Origin of the sequence: Metabacillus crassostreae (assembly GCF_016908395.1) — a bacterium.
In the GTDB taxonomy this organism is placed as follows: Bacteria; Bacillota; Bacilli; order Bacillales; family Bacillaceae; genus Metabacillus; species Metabacillus crassostreae.
The window spans coordinates 72,621-89,660 of the sequence record NZ_JAFBDU010000011.1 but is presented as its reverse complement, the minus strand read 5'-3'; the positions used below and the strand labels follow the sequence as shown (position 1 = coordinate 89,660).

At 36.2% G+C, this 17,040-nt stretch carries 17 protein-coding genes; 14 read left to right on the top strand and 3 right to left on the bottom strand.

The annotated features are described in order from the left end of the window. Positions 1 to 2: 2 nt before the first annotated feature. From JOC75_RS21480 to JOC75_RS24385, 3 genes are read left to right on the top strand one after another with little or no spacing between them, the layout of a single operon-like run. Positions 3 to 2,279, top strand: coding sequence for a toll/interleukin-1 receptor domain-containing protein (locus tag JOC75_RS21480; RefSeq protein WP_204956023.1), 2,277 nt, complete (start codon positions 3 to 5; stop codon positions 2,277 to 2,279). Positions 2,280 to 2,281: 2 nt separating this feature from the next. Continuing rightward, a complete protein-coding gene (locus JOC75_RS21475; RefSeq protein ID WP_204956022.1) occupies positions 2,282 to 3,211 on the top strand; it encodes a hypothetical protein in 930 nt (309 codons plus the stop codon). A gap of 5 nt (positions 3,212 to 3,216) precedes the next feature. Then, positions 3,217 to 3,996, top strand: a complete 780-nt coding sequence (locus JOC75_RS24385; RefSeq protein WP_204956021.1) for an SH3 domain-containing protein — start codon at positions 3,217 to 3,219, stop codon at positions 3,994 to 3,996. A 204-nt stretch (positions 3,997 to 4,200) separates the two neighbouring features. On the opposite strand, the gene JOC75_RS21465 is transcribed toward JOC75_RS24385, so the two are convergent. Then, positions 4,201 to 4,791, bottom strand: a complete 591-nt coding sequence (locus JOC75_RS21465) for an REP-associated tyrosine transposase (protein WP_204956020.1) — start codon at positions 4,789 to 4,791, stop codon at positions 4,201 to 4,203. A 358-nt stretch (positions 4,792 to 5,149) separates the two neighbouring features. Here JOC75_RS21465 and JOC75_RS21460 point away from each other — a divergent pair, with 358 nt between their 5' ends. The 5 genes from JOC75_RS21460 to JOC75_RS21440 all read left to right on the top strand — a co-directional run bounded on the left by JOC75_RS21460 (position 5,150) and on the right by JOC75_RS21440 (position 9,657). Further along, positions 5,150 to 5,821, top strand: coding sequence for a response regulator transcription factor (locus tag JOC75_RS21460; protein ID WP_204956019.1), 672 nt, complete (start codon positions 5,150 to 5,152; stop codon positions 5,819 to 5,821). Further along, positions 5,818 to 7,191, top strand: a complete 1,374-nt coding sequence (locus JOC75_RS21455; protein WP_204956018.1) for a sensor histidine kinase — start codon at positions 5,818 to 5,820, stop codon at positions 7,189 to 7,191. The genes JOC75_RS21460 and JOC75_RS21455 overlap by 4 nt, the downstream gene beginning before the upstream one ends. Before the next feature lie 117 nt (positions 7,192 to 7,308). Next, entirely contained in the window at positions 7,309 to 8,241 is a 933-nt protein-coding gene (locus JOC75_RS21450; RefSeq protein WP_204956017.1) for an ABC transporter ATP-binding protein, read from the top strand. Beyond that, positions 8,219 to 8,923: an ABC transporter permease gene (locus tag JOC75_RS21445; protein WP_204956016.1), complete on the top strand. Its 705-nt coding sequence runs from the start codon at positions 8,219 to 8,221 to the stop codon at positions 8,921 to 8,923. The genes JOC75_RS21450 and JOC75_RS21445 overlap by 23 nt, the downstream gene beginning before the upstream one ends. Then, positions 8,923 to 9,657: an ABC transporter permease gene (locus tag JOC75_RS21440; protein WP_204956015.1), complete on the top strand. Its 735-nt coding sequence runs from the start codon at positions 8,923 to 8,925 to the stop codon at positions 9,655 to 9,657. Before JOC75_RS21445 ends, JOC75_RS21440 begins: the two co-directional genes overlap by 1 nt. A 268-nt stretch (positions 9,658 to 9,925) precedes the next feature. Here JOC75_RS21440 and JOC75_RS21435 read toward each other — a convergent pair whose 3' ends face one another. Then, positions 9,926 to 10,429: a ferritin gene (locus JOC75_RS21435; RefSeq protein WP_204956014.1), complete on the bottom strand. Its 504-nt coding sequence runs from the start codon at positions 10,427 to 10,429 to the stop codon at positions 9,926 to 9,928. A 262-nt stretch (positions 10,430 to 10,691) separates the two neighbouring features. Between JOC75_RS21435 and asnB the strand changes: the two genes are divergently transcribed. The 6 genes from asnB to JOC75_RS21405 all read left to right on the top strand — a co-directional run bounded on the left by asnB (position 10,692) and on the right by JOC75_RS21405 (position 16,760). Next, on the top strand, positions 10,692 to 12,578 hold the full coding sequence (asnB, locus tag JOC75_RS21430; protein ID WP_204956013.1) for an asparagine synthase (glutamine-hydrolyzing): 1,887 nt from the start codon (positions 10,692 to 10,694) through the stop codon (positions 12,576 to 12,578). A 180-nt stretch (positions 12,579 to 12,758) separates the two neighbouring features. Beyond that, on the top strand, positions 12,759 to 13,268 hold the full coding sequence (locus JOC75_RS21425; RefSeq protein ID WP_204956012.1) for a DUF4178 domain-containing protein: 510 nt from the start codon (positions 12,759 to 12,761) through the stop codon (positions 13,266 to 13,268). Between the two features lie 10 nt (positions 13,269 to 13,278). Then, positions 13,279 to 13,944 carry a PspA/IM30 family protein gene (locus JOC75_RS21420; RefSeq protein WP_146950829.1) on the top strand — a complete coding sequence of 222 codons (666 nt, stop codon included), beginning with the start codon at positions 13,279 to 13,281 and terminating at the stop codon, positions 13,942 to 13,944. Between the two features lie 130 nt (positions 13,945 to 14,074). Beyond that, on the top strand, positions 14,075 to 14,686 hold the full coding sequence (locus tag JOC75_RS21415; protein WP_204956011.1) for a DUF4247 domain-containing protein: 612 nt from the start codon (positions 14,075 to 14,077) through the stop codon (positions 14,684 to 14,686). A 24-nt stretch (positions 14,687 to 14,710) separates the two neighbouring features. After that, positions 14,711 to 15,106, top strand: a complete 396-nt coding sequence (locus tag JOC75_RS21410; RefSeq protein WP_204956010.1) for a DUF350 domain-containing protein — start codon at positions 14,711 to 14,713, stop codon at positions 15,104 to 15,106. A gap of 70 nt (positions 15,107 to 15,176) precedes the next feature. Then, complete coding sequence (locus JOC75_RS21405) at positions 15,177 to 16,760, top strand: polyamine aminopropyltransferase (RefSeq protein ID WP_204956009.1); 1,584 nt, start codon at positions 15,177 to 15,179, stop codon at positions 16,758 to 16,760. A 117-nt stretch (positions 16,761 to 16,877) separates the two neighbouring features. Here the strand turns inward: JOC75_RS21405 and JOC75_RS24300 are convergent, their stop codons facing one another. After that, entirely contained in the window at positions 16,878 to 17,003 is a 126-nt protein-coding gene (locus JOC75_RS24300; protein WP_275580349.1) for a hypothetical protein, read from the bottom strand. Positions 17,004 to 17,040: the final 37 nt, after the last annotated feature.

The following is a 17,040-nucleotide window of genomic DNA, read 5'->3' as shown; positions in this document are numbered from 1 at the left end:
TAATGACAAATAAACTAAAGATATTTCTTAGTCATGCTAGTGTTAATTTCCCTGTTATGAAGGAAATAGCTGATATTCTTGAAGGTCTTGGCTATATTTGTTGGTATGCTCCGCGAAATATCGCGAAGGGCAACAATTATCTTGTTGATATTGTTGATGCTATTGAGCAAATGGATGTGGTAATTCTTCTTCATTCTAAAGAAGTTCATGAGTCAAAATATGTGTACAGAGAAATTGAATATGCTGATCAAATGAATAAGCTTATTTTACCTGTGTTAATTGATGATGCACCAATTGCCAAGCAGCTTGTGCTAATTATACGAAGCATGCAAATGACTTCCTTGCTTGATTTTCCATCGATTTCAGAAGCAGCTGCAGTATTAAATAGTCGATTGGTGGCTTATCAGCTTGAGTCCCAGCAACAGGAAGTATCAACAGATTGGGTGCAATCCTTAGGTACGCCAATTATCAGCAAGCATTACGCACTCAATTCAACAACAGCCTTTTTGCTGAAAAATGAGCGTATTGAACAATTAAAACGTGTTTATGTCCCTGTAGAAAATTTTGAGGAAGCACAAAAGAGTCTAAGTGAAAATCACGTTACTATCTTACAGAATGCAGAACGTACGGGCAAATATTCCACAGGCATCAACTTGCTACTACATCAAAATGTAGAGCAAATCATTGAGATTTTGCCTACTATTACACCAGTAGATTTATTAAAAATGCCACTACAGCATAACACAGGATATATAATAGATAAGGTAAGTCTTGGATTTTATGAAAATCTCATTCCAGTAATGTGGGATCAGTTGTTCCAAGCTTTTAGAGAAGCAAACAGTTATCTTATTTTAAGTACAGAAGATTCTGAGCTACCTGATTGGATTGAGGTTTTTACGATCTATCCGCCTGTTGATAAAATAACCGTACTAATCAAGCATGGTGAAGAAGCTGGATTACAAAACATTGAAGGCACTATTATAGATAGAATTGAGCCTTTTTTAGAGAAATTGCTTCCTTATGAAATTAGTGATATTTCAAAGAAAATTGTTAATGTTGTTCAAGGTACATTAACAATGGTTGAGATGGTTGAGCAATTTCAAGGTCATGTTGAAGATCGTGTAGCGAAATGGTTTGAGCAAAACGGACAGTCATTATCACTTGTGGCTAATTATGTAACTCTAGCAATTTTGAAGGAAGTGCCTGAGAAAACCCTCCTAGAAGCTTCAAAATTAATGGAAGCTTATTTACAAGAGTCCTGGCAATTTGGACAAGATACAACCTTTTTATCTGATGATGTACGACTAGACCTTTTACAGGCGAAACGTTTTTCTAAAAAAGTAAATTCGGATATGGGCTATATTTCAGTTGAACATATTAAGCTTACACGTCCAGATGAAGCAGACATCATGCTAGCTCAATTTTGGACACACTATCGTTTTTCAAGAAATGCAGTTTTCGCATGGTTTAATGAATATCTAGAGAAAGCTAAAAAAGCGGCACTTCCTGAAATGAATTCAGCTCTCACCGTTTTAGCTAGCTATGATTTGGCTTCTGTTCGTCAAGAGCTATTACAGCAATGGGCAAAGCATGACAATACATTATACCGCTTAGCAGCTGTACGCATTTTAACAAATCTCATTAAATCAGGGCATTATGTTCAAGAAGTAATCAACCTCGTGAACAGCTGGAGCTCTCAGCGTAATAACCATAATTTACAGTGGACAGCAGCAAGTGCACTTGGCTCTGAGATCGGTGTTTTTCTTTATCCAAAAACACTTCAGCTTTTACAGAAAACTTTTTTAACAAATCCAGCATCTTTAAGGCATATCGTCGGACAAAGCTACATAAATCTTTTTAAGCTAGGAAGTAATCAGCGCGATTATGTAATTGCATATTTGCAGCACTTCCAAAGCTGGTTAACAGAAGAACAATATCCAGCTAAACTACTACACTTTTATTTTTCAATTATTAGAAGAAACAGGTATGAACTAACTAGTATTTTGTCAAAAGAGGAAATAACCGAGCATATTGGTCCATTTGTGAGCACCTCACTAAAATCCAGTAAAACAAAAAGATCTGGTGAACAGTTCATAACAAATGCTGTTGCTCATTTTCCACAAAAGCTGGCACCACTTATGATCTCACTCCTATACAATGATGATCGTGCTGTAAGTGAACGAGCGAAGGATCTTTTAAAAGTAAATATGATGAAGCAAAATAATACAGCATTCAATGATTTATACGAAGAAATGATGAGTGTTAAAGGGAGGAAATAACAATGAATTTGATTGAAGTTCAACCAGTAAAATTTAGCTTTTTTGAAAAACCACCAGCTTCTTCACTTAATCAAGCGTTTGTTTATGTGAATGGAGAAAATAACTTTCAGGTTGTTAAAAATGGTGACCGGTTAACTCGTAGTGATTTACGTGCAGGAAAATATACGAAGGTATATATCGTCAACATGGCAACACAAAATTATCAAAGTGAAGAAGAATATCTTTCATTAGACAGAGGTCGCAGCTTCCTTATTAATCTATCAATCGATTATAAAGTGGTTGATCCAATTTCCCTTGTCCAGCAAGATGCAGGTGAAATTGTTACGTATATAAAAAAGAAGCTTCCTTACTGGCTTGAAGAAATCACAACAGATTATTCAATCTCTGATGCAAAACGGGTGAAGAAGCATATTGAGGATTTACATGAGCACTCCTCAATGGTAGCAGGCTTAAAGCAGGTAGGCATTGTTGTTTCAGATATAAATGTACTTGTGAAGCAAAGTCGAAGTGATCAAGAGCATGATAAGAAATATTGGGATATTGATCGTGAAGGTGAGCTTGCTGAGCATGAAAGAGAAGTAAAACAACGCCAAGCACTAGCTCTTGCCGAAAGAATTCAAAAAGAAATTGAAAATGGCAACCTATTTAATGCGTTATTATTATCTGAGGAAAACAAAGCAGCTCTAGAAATTGTTCAAGGTAGAATTGCAAACCAAGAGAAATTCCGATCAGAGGTTCAAGATCAAGTGCGGAAATTAATTTCAGATCCAACAGTAGACAGAATCGAAATCGAGCAACAGCTAGAAAAAATTAGAGTGTACTTCCCTTCTGAAAATTTTGCAGAAGCTCAAAAAAATAGCAACAGAAATGAATATGCAGAAGACCCTCTTGAGGATTTAAGAAGTGTCTACCAATCTACTAAAGGAGAGTAAAATAAGTGGAAACCATACTTAATCAAGTTTTCTGGATTTGGGTACCACTCACATTATTGCCCGTCTGGCTGCGAATCGCCATTGTTACGTATGTTCTCATTATTCTTGCTAGACCGATTATCTTTCTACTTTTACCTAAGCTAATCGAATGGGCTAGCATATTGGTGAAGAAAGCTGTTGAATATCTTTCTTATCCGCTTATGGTATTTTTTCATAAATTTTTATCAAAGCGACGTAGTAATGGAGATCACCGAATTCCCTACTGGCTCGAAGCAGGTGAAGACCTATGTGCTGTGCTACTAAAGAGTTTTGAAAGATTAGAGGATTTATCAAAAAGACGAACGAGAAACAAAGCAAGAATTAAAAAAATGGTTCGACTTGTTGCCTTTTCTCTTGCCATTTTGCTTCCACTTGCGATCGTTAATAACCCAACAACTTCTTACTCAAAAACCTGGATCGATTTCGAAACATGGGTAACAAAGGAAAAGGTTCAAAAAGAGCTGGGCTATGATCTCACCAAGCTGCAAGCAAATGTAAAAGGAAAATTCGAGGAAGTCAGTTCAAAAGTGAACCCGAAAACATTAAAACTCAAAGAAAAATATCAAGAAGGCGGAAACATCCGTGAAACCCCGTCCCTAAACGGAAACATCGTTGATGACATCAAGCAAGGCGAAACCATCACATACCTAGAAGAAGAACAAACCGACAACCAAGGAATCCGCTGGCTCAAAGTCGAAACCCCAAACGGTAAAACTGGATGGATATCGGATAAGATTGTGGAGTAGATTTGGTGCCAGAGTTGGTGCCTGTCACTTCCCGGTTTTTGTCGAAAGTCGGGGTGCCTGTCACCACCCGATTTTTGTCGATTGAGATGTTTAACTTATAAAGAGAAGGAGCCACCAGACCTCACAATGAGGCTTGGCGGCTCCTTCTTTTTTCTAATTAAATATATTTCTGCTTTTTAACTCCTATAATTACTAATACTTCATTCATAAATCATTTTTATAAATTTCAAAATCAATATCTCTTAACCTATGATAAATTCGAAACTCCTCCTGCCTTTCATCTAACGTGTCCCCTTCCATTTCATCTAATAAAATCCCCGGATTAAAAAACGGCAAATAATCATATTCGGCTTCGTTTATAAAAAATAAATGGTAGCTACTCCATAGATAATCCTCAGGTCTCTTCACGATATTAGCTTCAACAGGATTTAGGTGTATATACCGAGAAACCTCAAGCATTCCCCTTCTCGCAAGAATTACACTATCAAAAAACCTCTTTTCAAACACATGTCCTGTAAGGTTATATCGATTATTATAGTAATTTGCATATTGCTTATTAATGAGTGCCATGATTTTCGAGATGGAGTGATCCTGAGATTTTAATTGAAGATGATAATGATTTGTCATTAAACAAAAGGAAGCAATTTCAAAGGGGAGTCTTTCATGAATTCTTCTGAGAATAAATACAAAGGCTTGAATGTCTCTTTCATCCATAAAAAGCGGATCGCGGCGGTTTCCACGACAAACAATGTGATAGAAATATAGAGGTGATAATATACGCGGCTTTCTTCCCATGCTATCTATTACAACAGCAAACGAAGGAGGAATTTAGCGTGCTATAGCTGGAAACTGTTAAACTACTTTTTTCCGTGGCAAAAAGCTGCCTTTCATTATGATACATCCTAAAACAACAATCTACTATTGATAACTTGATCTTAACCACCATTCCCTTCCAATATATGTTTTTCGCTTTAAATATATTTGAAACCAGACTTCTCGTCAAGATACTATCATTCGACAAAAACCGGGTAGTGACAGGCACCACATTTCCAAGTACTATCAAAATAGATACGAATACGAATCGATCAATTCTTTCGACAAATTCCGGGTGGTGACAGGCACCGCCCGAAATAAATAAGGGCGGTGCAATAAAATGAATTCAATATTATATATTGAGGATGATCAGGAGATTGGTCAGTGGGTTGAGCGTGAGTTAGTTGCTGAGGGGTATGATGTTAGCTGGTTAACGTCTGGTCTTGATTTGCCTGGTGATTTGAGTAAGTTTTCTATTGTGATTTTGGATGTGATGCTTCCTGGATTAGATGGTTTTTCGATTGGAAAGAGAATAAAGAGAAACAGCCGCGATATTCCAATCATTATGCTATCAGCACGTTCATCGATTGAAGATAAGCTTGAAGGCTTAGAATTTGCAGATGATTATCTGACAAAGCCCTTTCATCCACAGGAGCTCTCAAAACGAATTGAGGTTTTACTCCGCAGATTTCATAAAGAAACCACAACAAAAAAGCAAATCAAGCATCTTGAAATAGATACCACCAATCATGTGATTACGAATACAACAACTGGTGAGGAAATACTTTTAACAGGAAAGCAGCACCATATATTCTCATTCTTTTTACAGCATCTTAACCAAATTTTAACCAAGGAGCAACTTTATGAGGGCGTATGGAAGGAGCCCTATATCGAAGGAGACAAAACCCTAATGGTACATATCCGCTTTCTTAGAGAAAAAATTGAGCTCAATCCTTCCAAGCCAGAAATTATTGAAACGATTCGCGGAATTGGATACAGGGTGAAAGCATGAAATGGAAATGGATAAAATCATTACAATTTAAATACTTGATGATCATTTTTCTAGCTATGGCAATTCTCCCCATCTCTGTCCCTTTTATTTCGATGCTTGTTTATATTCCAGCACTAGTTGTCGAAGACCCAGCAAAAAAGTCTTCCTTTTCAGGTTCAATAGATTTAGAAGAGATGTGGCATAAACAAGCAAAATCATTATCAGAAGAAAACGAAGATGAAATCCGTGATAGGTTACAAAGTATCCAAAAAAAGCATCCAGAAGCACAGCTATTTTGGGTAGATTCAGACGGGATCACTCGGGATACTTATTCTGTTGAAGATACGCTTCCTGAAAAATGGTCTTCTTCTTACACCATTCAGTTTATGAAGAACGCCTATGATGCAGATCCGTTCACAGTTGTTGCCTTTTTTGAAAATAATCCTAACAATGGATTTATGGTCATTAAAGTTGATCGAATTTTACTCGAGCCACCAATCCAACGTTTAGGCGATCATTACACATATATCTTTATTGTTGTAAACATCCTTATACTACTTCTATTTATTTTTCTATCGTGGTTATTTTTCAAAAGCATCCATAAAAGATTACTTCGACTTTCACACGCTATGGAAAATAAAGGTGCTAACGGTATACCTCAAACGGTTATTGTTTCAAAAACAGATGAAATTGGTCAGCTTGAGGATAGCTTTAACAGGATGATTCAAGAATTAGAGCAAAGTAATCAACGAGAACAAAAGCAAGAGGAATTGCGTAAAAACCTTATCGCCAATTTATCACATGATCTGCGAACACCACTAACAACGATTCGTGCTCAGCTAGACCATGTAAAAGATGAAGTTAAAACAATCAAAGGAAAAGAAGCACTAGCTTCTATCGATCAAAAAATTGATTATCTTGGTAGTCTCATTGATAACTTATTATCGTACACACTTTTATCAGCAAAAAAATATCCTTTTCATCCAGAAAAAACAGAGCTAAATCGTTTTATTAGAAAAATAACAGCTCAGTGGTATCCAGTTCTTGAAGAAAAGAAATTTGATATTACGATTAACACAAATCCTGAACAGATTTTTTGGAATATTGATCCACAGTGGATGGAGCGAATTTTCGATAATCTTCTACAAAATGTCGTTCGCCATGCAGCAGAAGGTAAATTTTTAGAGATTTCCCTCATTAGTGAAGAAAATCTTGAAAAGCTTGTGATCACAGACAAAGGCAAAGGATTTAATGAGAAAAGTGAAAAACAAGGTGCCCGAATTGGTTTAACAATAGTTGATGTGATGATAAAGGAAATGAATTTAACCTGGTCAATCGAAACTGGTGATCAAGGAACAACAATTACAATCGAACATCATAAAAAAGTGTAAGCACCTACTTCTTAAGGTGCTTTTTCTCATTTATTGAAGATTTTTAAACAAAATTTAAACAAAACAAATACCTCGTTTTAACTCTAGCCGTCTAAGCTTTAACTGAGGTGATTAATCATGAACGAAATTATTAAAACAAATAATTTAACAAAGAAATTTAAAGGAAAACCAGTTGTGGACAAAATTAATTTATCGATTAATAAAGGAGAAATTTACGGATTTCTTGGTCCAAATGGTGCGGGAAAAACAACAACGATTCGTATGTTGCTTGGGTTAATGGAGCCAACAAATGGACAAATTGAGTTGTTTGGTGAAGATGCAAAAGCAAATAAAATCAAAGCACTTAAAAAGATTGGTTCTTTAGTAGAATCTCCTTCTTATTATGGACATTTAACAGCACGAGAAAATTTAGAAGCTCTTCGCAGAATCCTTCAGGTTCCGAAAAGTCGAATTGATGAGGTCTTATCAATTGTACGTTTAACGAAAGACGCCGACCGAGCTGTGAAGGGATATTCACTCGGGATGAAGCAACGTCTTGGCATTGCGTCTGCTTTATTAGGAAATCCAGAATTACTCATTTTGGATGAACCAACAAATGGACTAGATCCATCAGGCATTCATGAAATTCGGGATTTAATTAAAAAAATGCCAACAGAATTTGGAATCACAATCCTAATATCTAGTCATCTTCTTAGTGAAATCGATCAAATGGCTTCACAGGTTGGCATTATTTCAAACGGAAAAATGATTTTTCAGGATTCAATTGAAAACCTTCGAAGTAAAGCAAAGGCTGAAATCACAGTAAAAGTTCAGGATACGAAAAAAGCAAAAGCACTGCTTTTATCGAAGGGTATTTTGACTGATATTGTAGAGGATCGATTAATTTCTCAAGATATGTCTGATGAAAAAATTGCAGCAATGATAAATCTACTTGTTACAGGTGGTCACTCGGTTTATCGTGTGGAGGAAAAACGTAAATCATTAGAAGATATATTCCTCGACCTAACAAGTGAGGGAGGACTTAAGCATGCTAACAGTCTTTCAAGCTGACTTATTAAAAATTAAGCGAAAATGGTTTTGGTTCCTTGTTTTTCTAGGTCCATTTGGTGTGATTGCCATGCAAATGGTGAATTACGGTGTTCGTTATGATTATTTAGTAGAAAATAGCGAAAACGTCTGGCAGGATCTGATTGCAAATGTGAATATGTTTGTTTGCCCTGCTCTTCTTCTTGGGATAACGATTTTAGCATCACAAATTGCCACAATTGAGCACCAGCAAAGCTCATGGAAACAACTACTTAGCTTACCTATAAAACGTCGAGTTGTGTTTTCATCGAAATTTTTCGTGACATTAATGATGCTGTTACTTTCATCAATTTTATTGTTTGTTGGAACCATTTTATTAGGACTTGGTCTAGGATTCAATTCTGGCATGCCACTAACAGATATTTTGAAAAATAGCTTTTATCCACTTTTGGCTGGTTTACCGATTTTAGCTCTTCAAATATGGTTATCTATTACGATCGAAAATCAAGCTGTATCATTGAGCGTTGGAATTTTCGGAGCTGTTTTTTCAATGTTTGCCTTTTATGCCCCTGATTGGGTGATCTGGAAATGGCCGTTATTATTGGGGGAGCATGAGCCGATTTGGTATGTAACAGCAGGAACAACGCTCGGAATCATCATCCTTTTGATAGGAATGATTGATTTTGAAAAAAGGGATGTGAAATAATGTTTATCCATTTACTACAATCAGAAATTCTGAAAATGCGAAAAACCCATGTGTGGCTTTTATTGTTTGTTAGTCCATTTCTTGCAACAGTGGCCGCTCTAGCTTCTACCCCACCGATCGAGGAAGCAGTAAATGAATGGTCACTAACATTACTCATCATGACACCGATGCACACGATTTTATTTCTACCTTTAATTATTGGTGTTTTCACAAGCTTCATCTGTCGTTATGAGCATAAAAATGGCGGCTGGAAACAGCTATTAAGCTTACCTGTGAAACGAACTCATGTGTACATGTCAAAATTTCTACTTGTGATGCTGCTAATTGCTCTTAATCAACTTGTTTTTATGGGGGGGTGGATTGTCGTTGGACTTGTGAAAGGATTTACAGATCCATTTCCTATGGAGATGATCCTTAAAAGTATTCTTGGAGGATGGATTTCAACGCTACCATTAGCTACCATTATGCTTTTAGTTTCAATGGCTTGGTCAAGTTTTGCTGCTCCACTTGCGTTTAACGTTTTCTTCACTATGCCAAATATACTTGTCGCAAATTCCGAAACATACGCGCCCTACTACCCGTGGGTTCAGCCATTTCTTACAATGATTCCAAAAGAAGAAGGCCCCTGGGGAGGCTTCTTCGTCTCATTCGAATCCATCATCTACGCTATTACACTTGGCTTCATCGTCTTTTTTGTGAGTGGATTGATGTATATTCAGAGGAAGGCGGTTTAGGAGGCGCGGTATCCGATGCTGTGCTGTGGTGCCTGTCACCACCCGGTATTTGTCGAATTACTTAACTGAGATTATAGTCGAAGCTAGCTGTAGCTTCGACAAAACTCGGGGCGTGACAGGCACCTGTCGAAACAGGCACCCGTCGAATAAAAAAACAGTCATCCCTTTAGGAGTGACTGTTTTTAAGTATATCTTAAAGAGTTATAACAAGAAGAATACCTATATCCCTCGACATAAATCGGGTAGTGACAGGCACCGCCTCCCCCTCTTACTCTCCAGCTACAAACGTTCTTTTTCCTAATTCACTATCAAGCATAAAGAATGCGTTGCTGTCTTTATCAATACGTTTTAATTTCTGAATTAGCGTATCAAAGCTAGCTTCCTCTTCTACTTGTTCTTCAATAAACCATTTTAAAAATGTCATTGTTGCATGCTCACGCTCATCTAGAGCCATGTCTGCAAGGTCATAAATACGACGTGTTACTTCCTTTTCGTGTAAAAGACCTTTTTCAAACACATCTAAAACCGAATCAAATTCATTATGTGGCGTTGGAAAGCCCTCTAATAAAGCACGCTCTCCCATATCATTAATAAAGTTATAAAATTTCATCGCATGAAAGCGTTCCTCTTCAGCTTGCACAAGAAAGAAATTAGCAAAACCATCTAAACTTTCTGCTGAACAATAAGCTGCCATCCCTAAATATGCATGAGCAGAATAGAACTCATAATTCATCTGTTTCACTAACCCATCAACAAGTTTTTCACTAATCATCATACATCCCTCCTACCTAAGACTATACCACAATCTAGTAAATTTTAATCGACAAATTTCGGGTAGTGACAGGCACCATTTCATATATTAATTAGGTAATTTTTGTGTTAAGATTGGACTTAGTGTTACTTTATGTTGAAATATCTGTAAAAATATGTTTTTTCTAATTTTCCGGATATTTTTCTTCAGATTTGAAACAATCTAGAATAAACATCCGTTTAACGTACGATGTATTAATTAATAGAAAAGAAGGTGAACTTTCATGTGTGGATTTATTGGATGCATACACGAGAAAGGGATAAATCAAGGTCAACAATTCAAACACCTATTTGAGAATATGAATAACATCATTGAACATAGAGGACCAGATGATTCTGGTTATTTTTATGACGACTATATTAGCTTCGGATTTAGACGACTAAGTATTATTGATCTTGAAAGCGGACATCAGCCACTTTCATACGAGAACTCTCGTTATTGGATTATTTTTAATGGAGAGGTTTACAATCATGTTGAACTGAGAAATGAATTAGCACAGGAAGGCTTTCATTTTGAAACACATTCTGATACAGAGGTTATCATTGCCATGTACAGTAAGTACAAAGAGAAAACTCCTGAAATGCTAAGAGGAATGTTTGCGTTTCTTATTTGGGATAAACAAGAGGAAGTTTTATTCGGAGCAAGAGATCATTTCGGTATAAAGCCCTTTTTCTACAAAAAGGAGGAAGATCGCACATATTTCGCATCAGAAAAGAAAAGCATTTTGCTAGCTATGAAAAATGATGTGATAAACAGTGAAGCACTTCAACAATACTTAACTTATCAATATGTACCAGAGCCTGCCACGATGTCTGATGGTATTCAAAAGCTACTTCCAGGACACTATTTCACAAAAAAACCAAATGGTAACATGGAAATCAAAAAGTATTGGAATGCTTCATTTTCACCAGTAGCTACAACAGAGGATAAGCTAGCAAAAGAAATTCGCGATGTAATGTTTGATTCAGTTAATGTTCACATGCGAAGTGATGTTCCTGTTGGTTCATTTTTATCAGGTGGAATCGATTCATCATTAATTGCGTCTATTGCACAAAAGTACAATCCTGCAATTAAAACATTTTCTGTTGGCTTCGAACAAAATGGCTTTAGTGAAATAGATGTAGCAAAGGAAACGGCAGATAAATTAAACATCGAAAACATCAGCTACCTGATCAGTCCTGAGGAATATATGAAAGAATTACCGAAGATTGTGTGGCATCTTGATGATCCTTTAGCTGATCCTGCTGCAATTCCATTGTATTTCGTCGCACGTGAAGCAAGAAAGCATGTAAAAGTAGTGCTTTCTGGAGAAGGTGCAGATGAATTATTTGGTGGATATAACATCTATCGTGAACCACAGGATTTAGCTATTTTCAACAAAGTGCCAAAAACCATGAAAATGCTACTTAGAAGACTTTCGGAAATTGTCCCAGAAGGTGTAACAGGCAAAAGCTTTATCGAACGCGGCTGTACTCCGATGGAAAGTCGCTATATCGGAAATGCAAAAATGTTTGATGAAAAAGAGAAGGAAAAGCTTTTCAAATGGTATAATCCGAATTCACATTATCTTGACATCACAAAGCCTTTTTATGATCAAACAAAGAACTATGATCCAGTTGATCGTATGCAATATATTGATATTCATACTTGGTTAAGAGGAGATATTCTTTTAAAAGCAGATAAAATGACAATGGCTAATTCACTTGAGCTTCGCGTACCATTCTTAGATAAAGAAGTATTTAAAGTCGCTTCAAAAGTGGGAACTGAATTCAAAACAAGCAATAATACAACAAAATACATTCTTCGAAAAGCAGCAGAAGGTGTTGTTCCTGAGCATGTATTAACTCGTAAAAAACTTGGCTTCCCTGTTCCAATCCGTCATTGGTTAAAAAATGAAATGCATGATTGGGTCATTAATATTATAAATGAAAGTCAAACAGATCATCTGCTCAACAAAAAAGTGATTACCAACCTATTAGAAGATCACTGTAATGGAAAAGCTGATAACAGTAGAAAAATCTGGACTGTTCTGATCTTTATGATTTGGCATCAAGTCTTTATAGAAAATAAATATAGCTTCCAGGAAACAAAACAGACTGAGCTAGTCTAGTCTGAACAGAATGTCCGATAGCAACTAAAAACAGCCCCTTTTAAACAAGAGGCTGTTTTTTTATTTTTCTATTCGACAAAACTCGGGTGGTGACAGGCACCAAAAAAAAATGAAACTTTCTCAAATCTCCTACGTAGTTATATAATGGAAGTAAAATGGACAAAAGGTTGAGGTGGATACATGAGTTTTTTTAGTAAGTTGTTTGGTAAGAAGCCTTCTTCTACAAAACCTGTTGAGGAACGGAACATGTTCAATTTGCAAACGGATGACATTATCACCTATGATTTAGAGGACTATAAGGTTGTTGGAAAAATTAGTTATGATGATCATGGGTTTACATGGCATGCTTATCAGCTAGAAGGTGTGAACAGAACGATGTGGCTGAGTGTTGAAATGGATGATGAGCTTTATCTTGGAATGTATGAGAAAATTAAACTTAAGCCGCAAGAGCCTTTTCCGAAGAAAATCGAACACGAAGGAACTACCTTCTATCTTGATGAATCTGGAACCGCACGTGTAACTGGATTAGGGAGAAGTCAAAATATTAATGGAATGAACTGTCAATACTTTGACTATTGTGATGATGATGAGGAAAAATTTCTGTCTGTTGAAAAATGGGGCAGTGAAGTTGAAGTTAGTGTAGGGTATGAAATCGAACAATTTGAATTAAAAATTATAGCAAGTAACTAGGAGGATTTCTATGTTTAAATTATTCAAAAGAGTGAAAACCGTTGTTGATTCTGAATTAAATTCTTTACTAGACAAAGCTGAAGATCCAGTAAAAATGCTTGAGCAGTTTATGAGAGATATGGAAAGTGATATTCGTGAAGCTGAAGCAGCTGTTGCAAAGCAAATCGCAAATGAAAAAATGCTTCAAAAGAAATACGAAGATGCGCAAAAAATGGTTGATAAACGTGATGAGCAAGCAATCAAAGCGATTGAAGCAGGAAATGATGATCTAGCTCGTCGTGCACTAGAAGATAAAAAGATTCACAGCCAAACAGCTGATACGTTAAAAGAATCATATGACCGCGCAAAGCTAGATTCTGATTCAGTACGAAAGAAATTAGATGAAATGAAAGCTGAATACTATGAAATGAAACTAAAGAAAGATTCACTAAAAGCTCGTGCAGAATCTGCGAAAACGAGAACAAAAATGAATCGTACACTTTCTGGAATAGGTAGTGATGATTCTAAGCATGGCTTTGATCGTATGGAAGAAAAGGTTCTTCAGTATGAAGCTGAAGCTGAAACAAGTGAAGATATGCGTTCATCAAATAAAAGCCTTGATGATGAATTTAAATCTCTTGAAACAAATGAAGTTGATGATGAATTAGCTGCTTTAAAGAAAAAACTCGGAAAATAATCAAGATAACGAACCTTTTTACCAATTAGGTCCTAGCAATCCCTCTTTGCTGGGACTTTAAATGAAGGTTTAGATAAAGGACATAGATTTGATGTCTGTCTCATAGATTGTGGTGAAAGAAGGTGAGTACATGAGAAAACCACTTCTTTTTGTTATGCTGTCACTTGTCCTTATTTTGTCAGCTTGCGGAAGTGGTGTCCAAGGTTCGACCGGTGGGACACTTTTTAAAGATGGAATCGCAGAATATATTCAAACAACGTATATGCTTCAAGATGTTGTATCAAGTCAAGAAGGCTCTGCTGAAATTTCCGAGATTTATATAGCTGAAAATCAGTCTATTGAAACATTAGCAAGTGATTTACAAAACTATGAAAAACCTCGTGAAATAAGTGAGAAAAAAGATAATAAACAAGTACTAGTCTATGACAATCTGTTTGTCATTTTAACAAATGATCCTGACAATCCTGAAAATACGATGGTTGAAGTGTCAGACTATGAATTTGTGCGCAATCATTATAATCCTAGCTTTTTTGATGGTTTATTAGTTTTATGGGTGTTAGATGAAATTCTAGATGTTGATGACTGGGGCAAAAAGCAACGTCAAAAGTGCTCAAATAATAATGATAATTGTTATGGAGGCTACGGATCATCAGGTGGATTATTCAAAACACCAGGATCATCCTCGACCGTTCGAGGTGGCACTTCATCTGTCCGTGGTGGTGGACCAGGTACAGGTAAGTAATTAATTTCAGAAGGGATGAATACAATGGAACCATTTATTTTAACAGCCGTATACTTTGCCATTGCAATTGTCATCGTATTAATTGGCTTAGCTATATTTGAATCCTTAACAAAGAAGTATAAAGACTGGGATGAGGTATTAAAAGGAAATCATGCTGTAACCCTTTCAATTGGTGGTAAAATTATCGGTATTTGCATCATACTATCTTTTTCTATCTATCATAGTGCTAGCGTGCTAGATACATTGATTTGGGGTGCATTTGGTGTTCTTTTACAAATGATTGCTTATCTTTTATTTGAGCTTTTCACTAGAAAATTCTCTGTTGAAGAGCAGCTACACAAAGGAAATATATCTGTAGGAATTATTAGCATGTGTGTGTCAATTGGATTAGCCTTTGTTATTGGTGCTTCGATTACATAAGAGTAAGAGATTTCCCACGCTAATTCCATTACCTAAAAATAAGTTGCGGATTTAAAAAGCAGTCGAACACATGTATTTTACAAAGCAAGGAGATTCTTTTGTGATTGATCAAAGTCGAAAACAAAGCAATGCCATTTATTGGGCATCAGGAATTGTGTCTGTATGCGGAATTATCTTTGAAGTCTTATTTGGTGCGGTCGGCTCCTATTTACTTGGTGATGGTGTTAAACAATACACCCTCACCATTTCTCTTTTTCTAACAGGAATGGGAATTGGTGCATCAATTAGTGAGAAAGTGACAAAGAATTTAATTTTATCATTTGTTTGGATTGAATATTTAATTGGGATTATTGCTGGCTTCTCCACATTTTTATTATTTGGAGTAACTGCCTACCTTTCTTCTGGAATGGACGCATTTTTCCTCTATTCTGTTACGTTAATTGTTGGTGCCCTCACTGGTGTTGAGCTACCTATTTTAATTAGGAAGGCGAATGAAATTGGCGTTACTCTTAAGAAAAGTACGGCAAGAGTTCTTTTTTCTGATTATGCTGGAGGACTGATTGGTGGTCTTCTTTTTGTTTATTTATTACGACCTGAATTCGGACTTGTTAAAACTGCTTTTTTAGTGGCAATTATAAATGTAGCTATTGCTTTATGGATTCTCATTTATTTCAAACGAGAATTTAAACGATTTAAGCTTCATTTTTCTGCGGGAATTGTCATTCTATTATTACTAGTTTCTGGTGTTCTTTTTGGTGAAGAAACTGCCTTTTCATTCGAACAAAAGCTCTATCGTGACCCAATTGTCTATACAGATCAAACAGATTACCAGCAAATCATTCTGACGAAGGAACAAGGAGATGTACGCTTATTTCTAGATGGACAGCTTCAATTTAGCTCAAACGATGAATATCGTTATCACGAAACACTCGTTCACCCTGCAATCGCTTCTGCCAACACACGAAAGAATGTGTTGATTCTTGGTGGTGGTGATGGGTTAGCTTTAAGAGAATTACAAAAATATGATGATATCAAAAAAATGACGTTAGTCGACCTAGATCCCGCAGTTGTTGAGTTAGGAAAACAACACCGAGATCTCGTTTCTTTAAATAAGCATGCCTTTGAAGATGAGCGTGTTGAAGTAAAAAATGAGGACGCCTTCTTATTTTTACAAAAGCAGCAAACAACCTTTTATGATGTGATTCTTGTTGATTTACCTGATCCTAATAATGAGTCTTTAAATAAGCTTTATACATTAGAATTTTACCAGCTTCTACGGAATCATTTAGCACCTGGTGGATCAATTATGATCCAAGCAACAAGCCCAACATTTGCAACAGAAGTTTATTGGTCCATCGATAAAACCGTACAAGCTGCACAGCTATATACTGAAAATCTCCATGTAGATGTTCCAAGCTTTGGTGATTGGGGATTTATTTTAGCAAAAAGAGAAGAATTTTCACTTGAAGAGTCTAAAATTTCAGTACAAACAAAGTTTCTAACAGATGATGTGTTAAAAGGACTCACTACCTTTGGTAAAGATATCGACTCTGAAATAACAAATGCAGACGGTGAAGCTGTTGAACTCGAAACAAACACACTAATGCGTCCTACAATCATTGAGAAATACGAAAAAGCGTGGAGAAGCTATTAAAAAAGTCACCCTTTCTTGACATGTGAGGGTGACTTTTTTTCGTTTAGTCTACAAGATAGCTATTCAGTTATTCGACATGTTCAGACAAAAACCGGGTGGTGACAGGCACCAAATCAATCAATGCTGATCAGGTAAATCCTCATAAAAAGGAGCTGAAACCTCTACTGGTGCATACTGTAAAAATGAAACAGTGGAAACAATTAGTGCAATTGCAAATAAACCATTAAGTAATGTTTTTTTCATTAATAATTCCTCCTAATTTATTTTTTAAACTGTAGCT

Coding starts and splice junctions, on each gene's coding strand:
- JOC75_RS21475 (WP_204956022.1), top strand. CDS start 2,282: ATGAATTTGATTGAAGTTCAACCAGTAAAATTTAGCTTTTTTGAAAAA.
- asnB (WP_204956013.1), top strand. CDS start 10,692: ATGTGTGGATTTATTGGATGCATACACGAGAAAGGGATAAATCAAGGT.
- JOC75_RS21460 (WP_204956019.1), top strand. CDS start 5,150: ATGAATTCAATATTATATATTGAGGATGATCAGGAGATTGGTCAGTGG.
- JOC75_RS21465 (WP_204956020.1), bottom strand. CDS start 4,791: ATGGGAAGAAAGCCGCGTATATTATCACCTCTATATTTCTATCACATT.
- JOC75_RS21440 (WP_204956015.1), top strand. CDS start 8,923: ATGTTTATCCATTTACTACAATCAGAAATTCTGAAAATGCGAAAAACC.
- JOC75_RS21480 (WP_204956023.1), top strand. CDS start 3: ATGACAAATAAACTAAAGATATTTCTTAGTCATGCTAGTGTTAATTTC.
- JOC75_RS24300 (WP_275580349.1), bottom strand. CDS start 17,003: ATGAAAAAAACATTACTTAATGGTTTATTTGCAATTGCACTAATTGTT.
- JOC75_RS21420 (WP_146950829.1), top strand. CDS start 13,279: ATGTTTAAATTATTCAAAAGAGTGAAAACCGTTGTTGATTCTGAATTA.
- JOC75_RS21445 (WP_204956016.1), top strand. CDS start 8,219: ATGCTAACAGTCTTTCAAGCTGACTTATTAAAAATTAAGCGAAAATGG.
- JOC75_RS21410 (WP_204956010.1), top strand. CDS start 14,711: ATGGAACCATTTATTTTAACAGCCGTATACTTTGCCATTGCAATTGTC.
- JOC75_RS21415 (WP_204956011.1), top strand. CDS start 14,075: ATGAGAAAACCACTTCTTTTTGTTATGCTGTCACTTGTCCTTATTTTG.
- JOC75_RS21455 (WP_204956018.1), top strand. CDS start 5,818: ATGAAATGGAAATGGATAAAATCATTACAATTTAAATACTTGATGATC.
- JOC75_RS21435 (WP_204956014.1), bottom strand. CDS start 10,429: ATGATTAGTGAAAAACTTGTTGATGGGTTAGTGAAACAGATGAATTAT.
- JOC75_RS21450 (WP_204956017.1), top strand. CDS start 7,309: ATGAACGAAATTATTAAAACAAATAATTTAACAAAGAAATTTAAAGGA.
- JOC75_RS21425 (WP_204956012.1), top strand. CDS start 12,759: ATGAGTTTTTTTAGTAAGTTGTTTGGTAAGAAGCCTTCTTCTACAAAA.
- JOC75_RS21405 (WP_204956009.1), top strand. CDS start 15,177: ATGTATTTTACAAAGCAAGGAGATTCTTTTGTGATTGATCAAAGTCGA.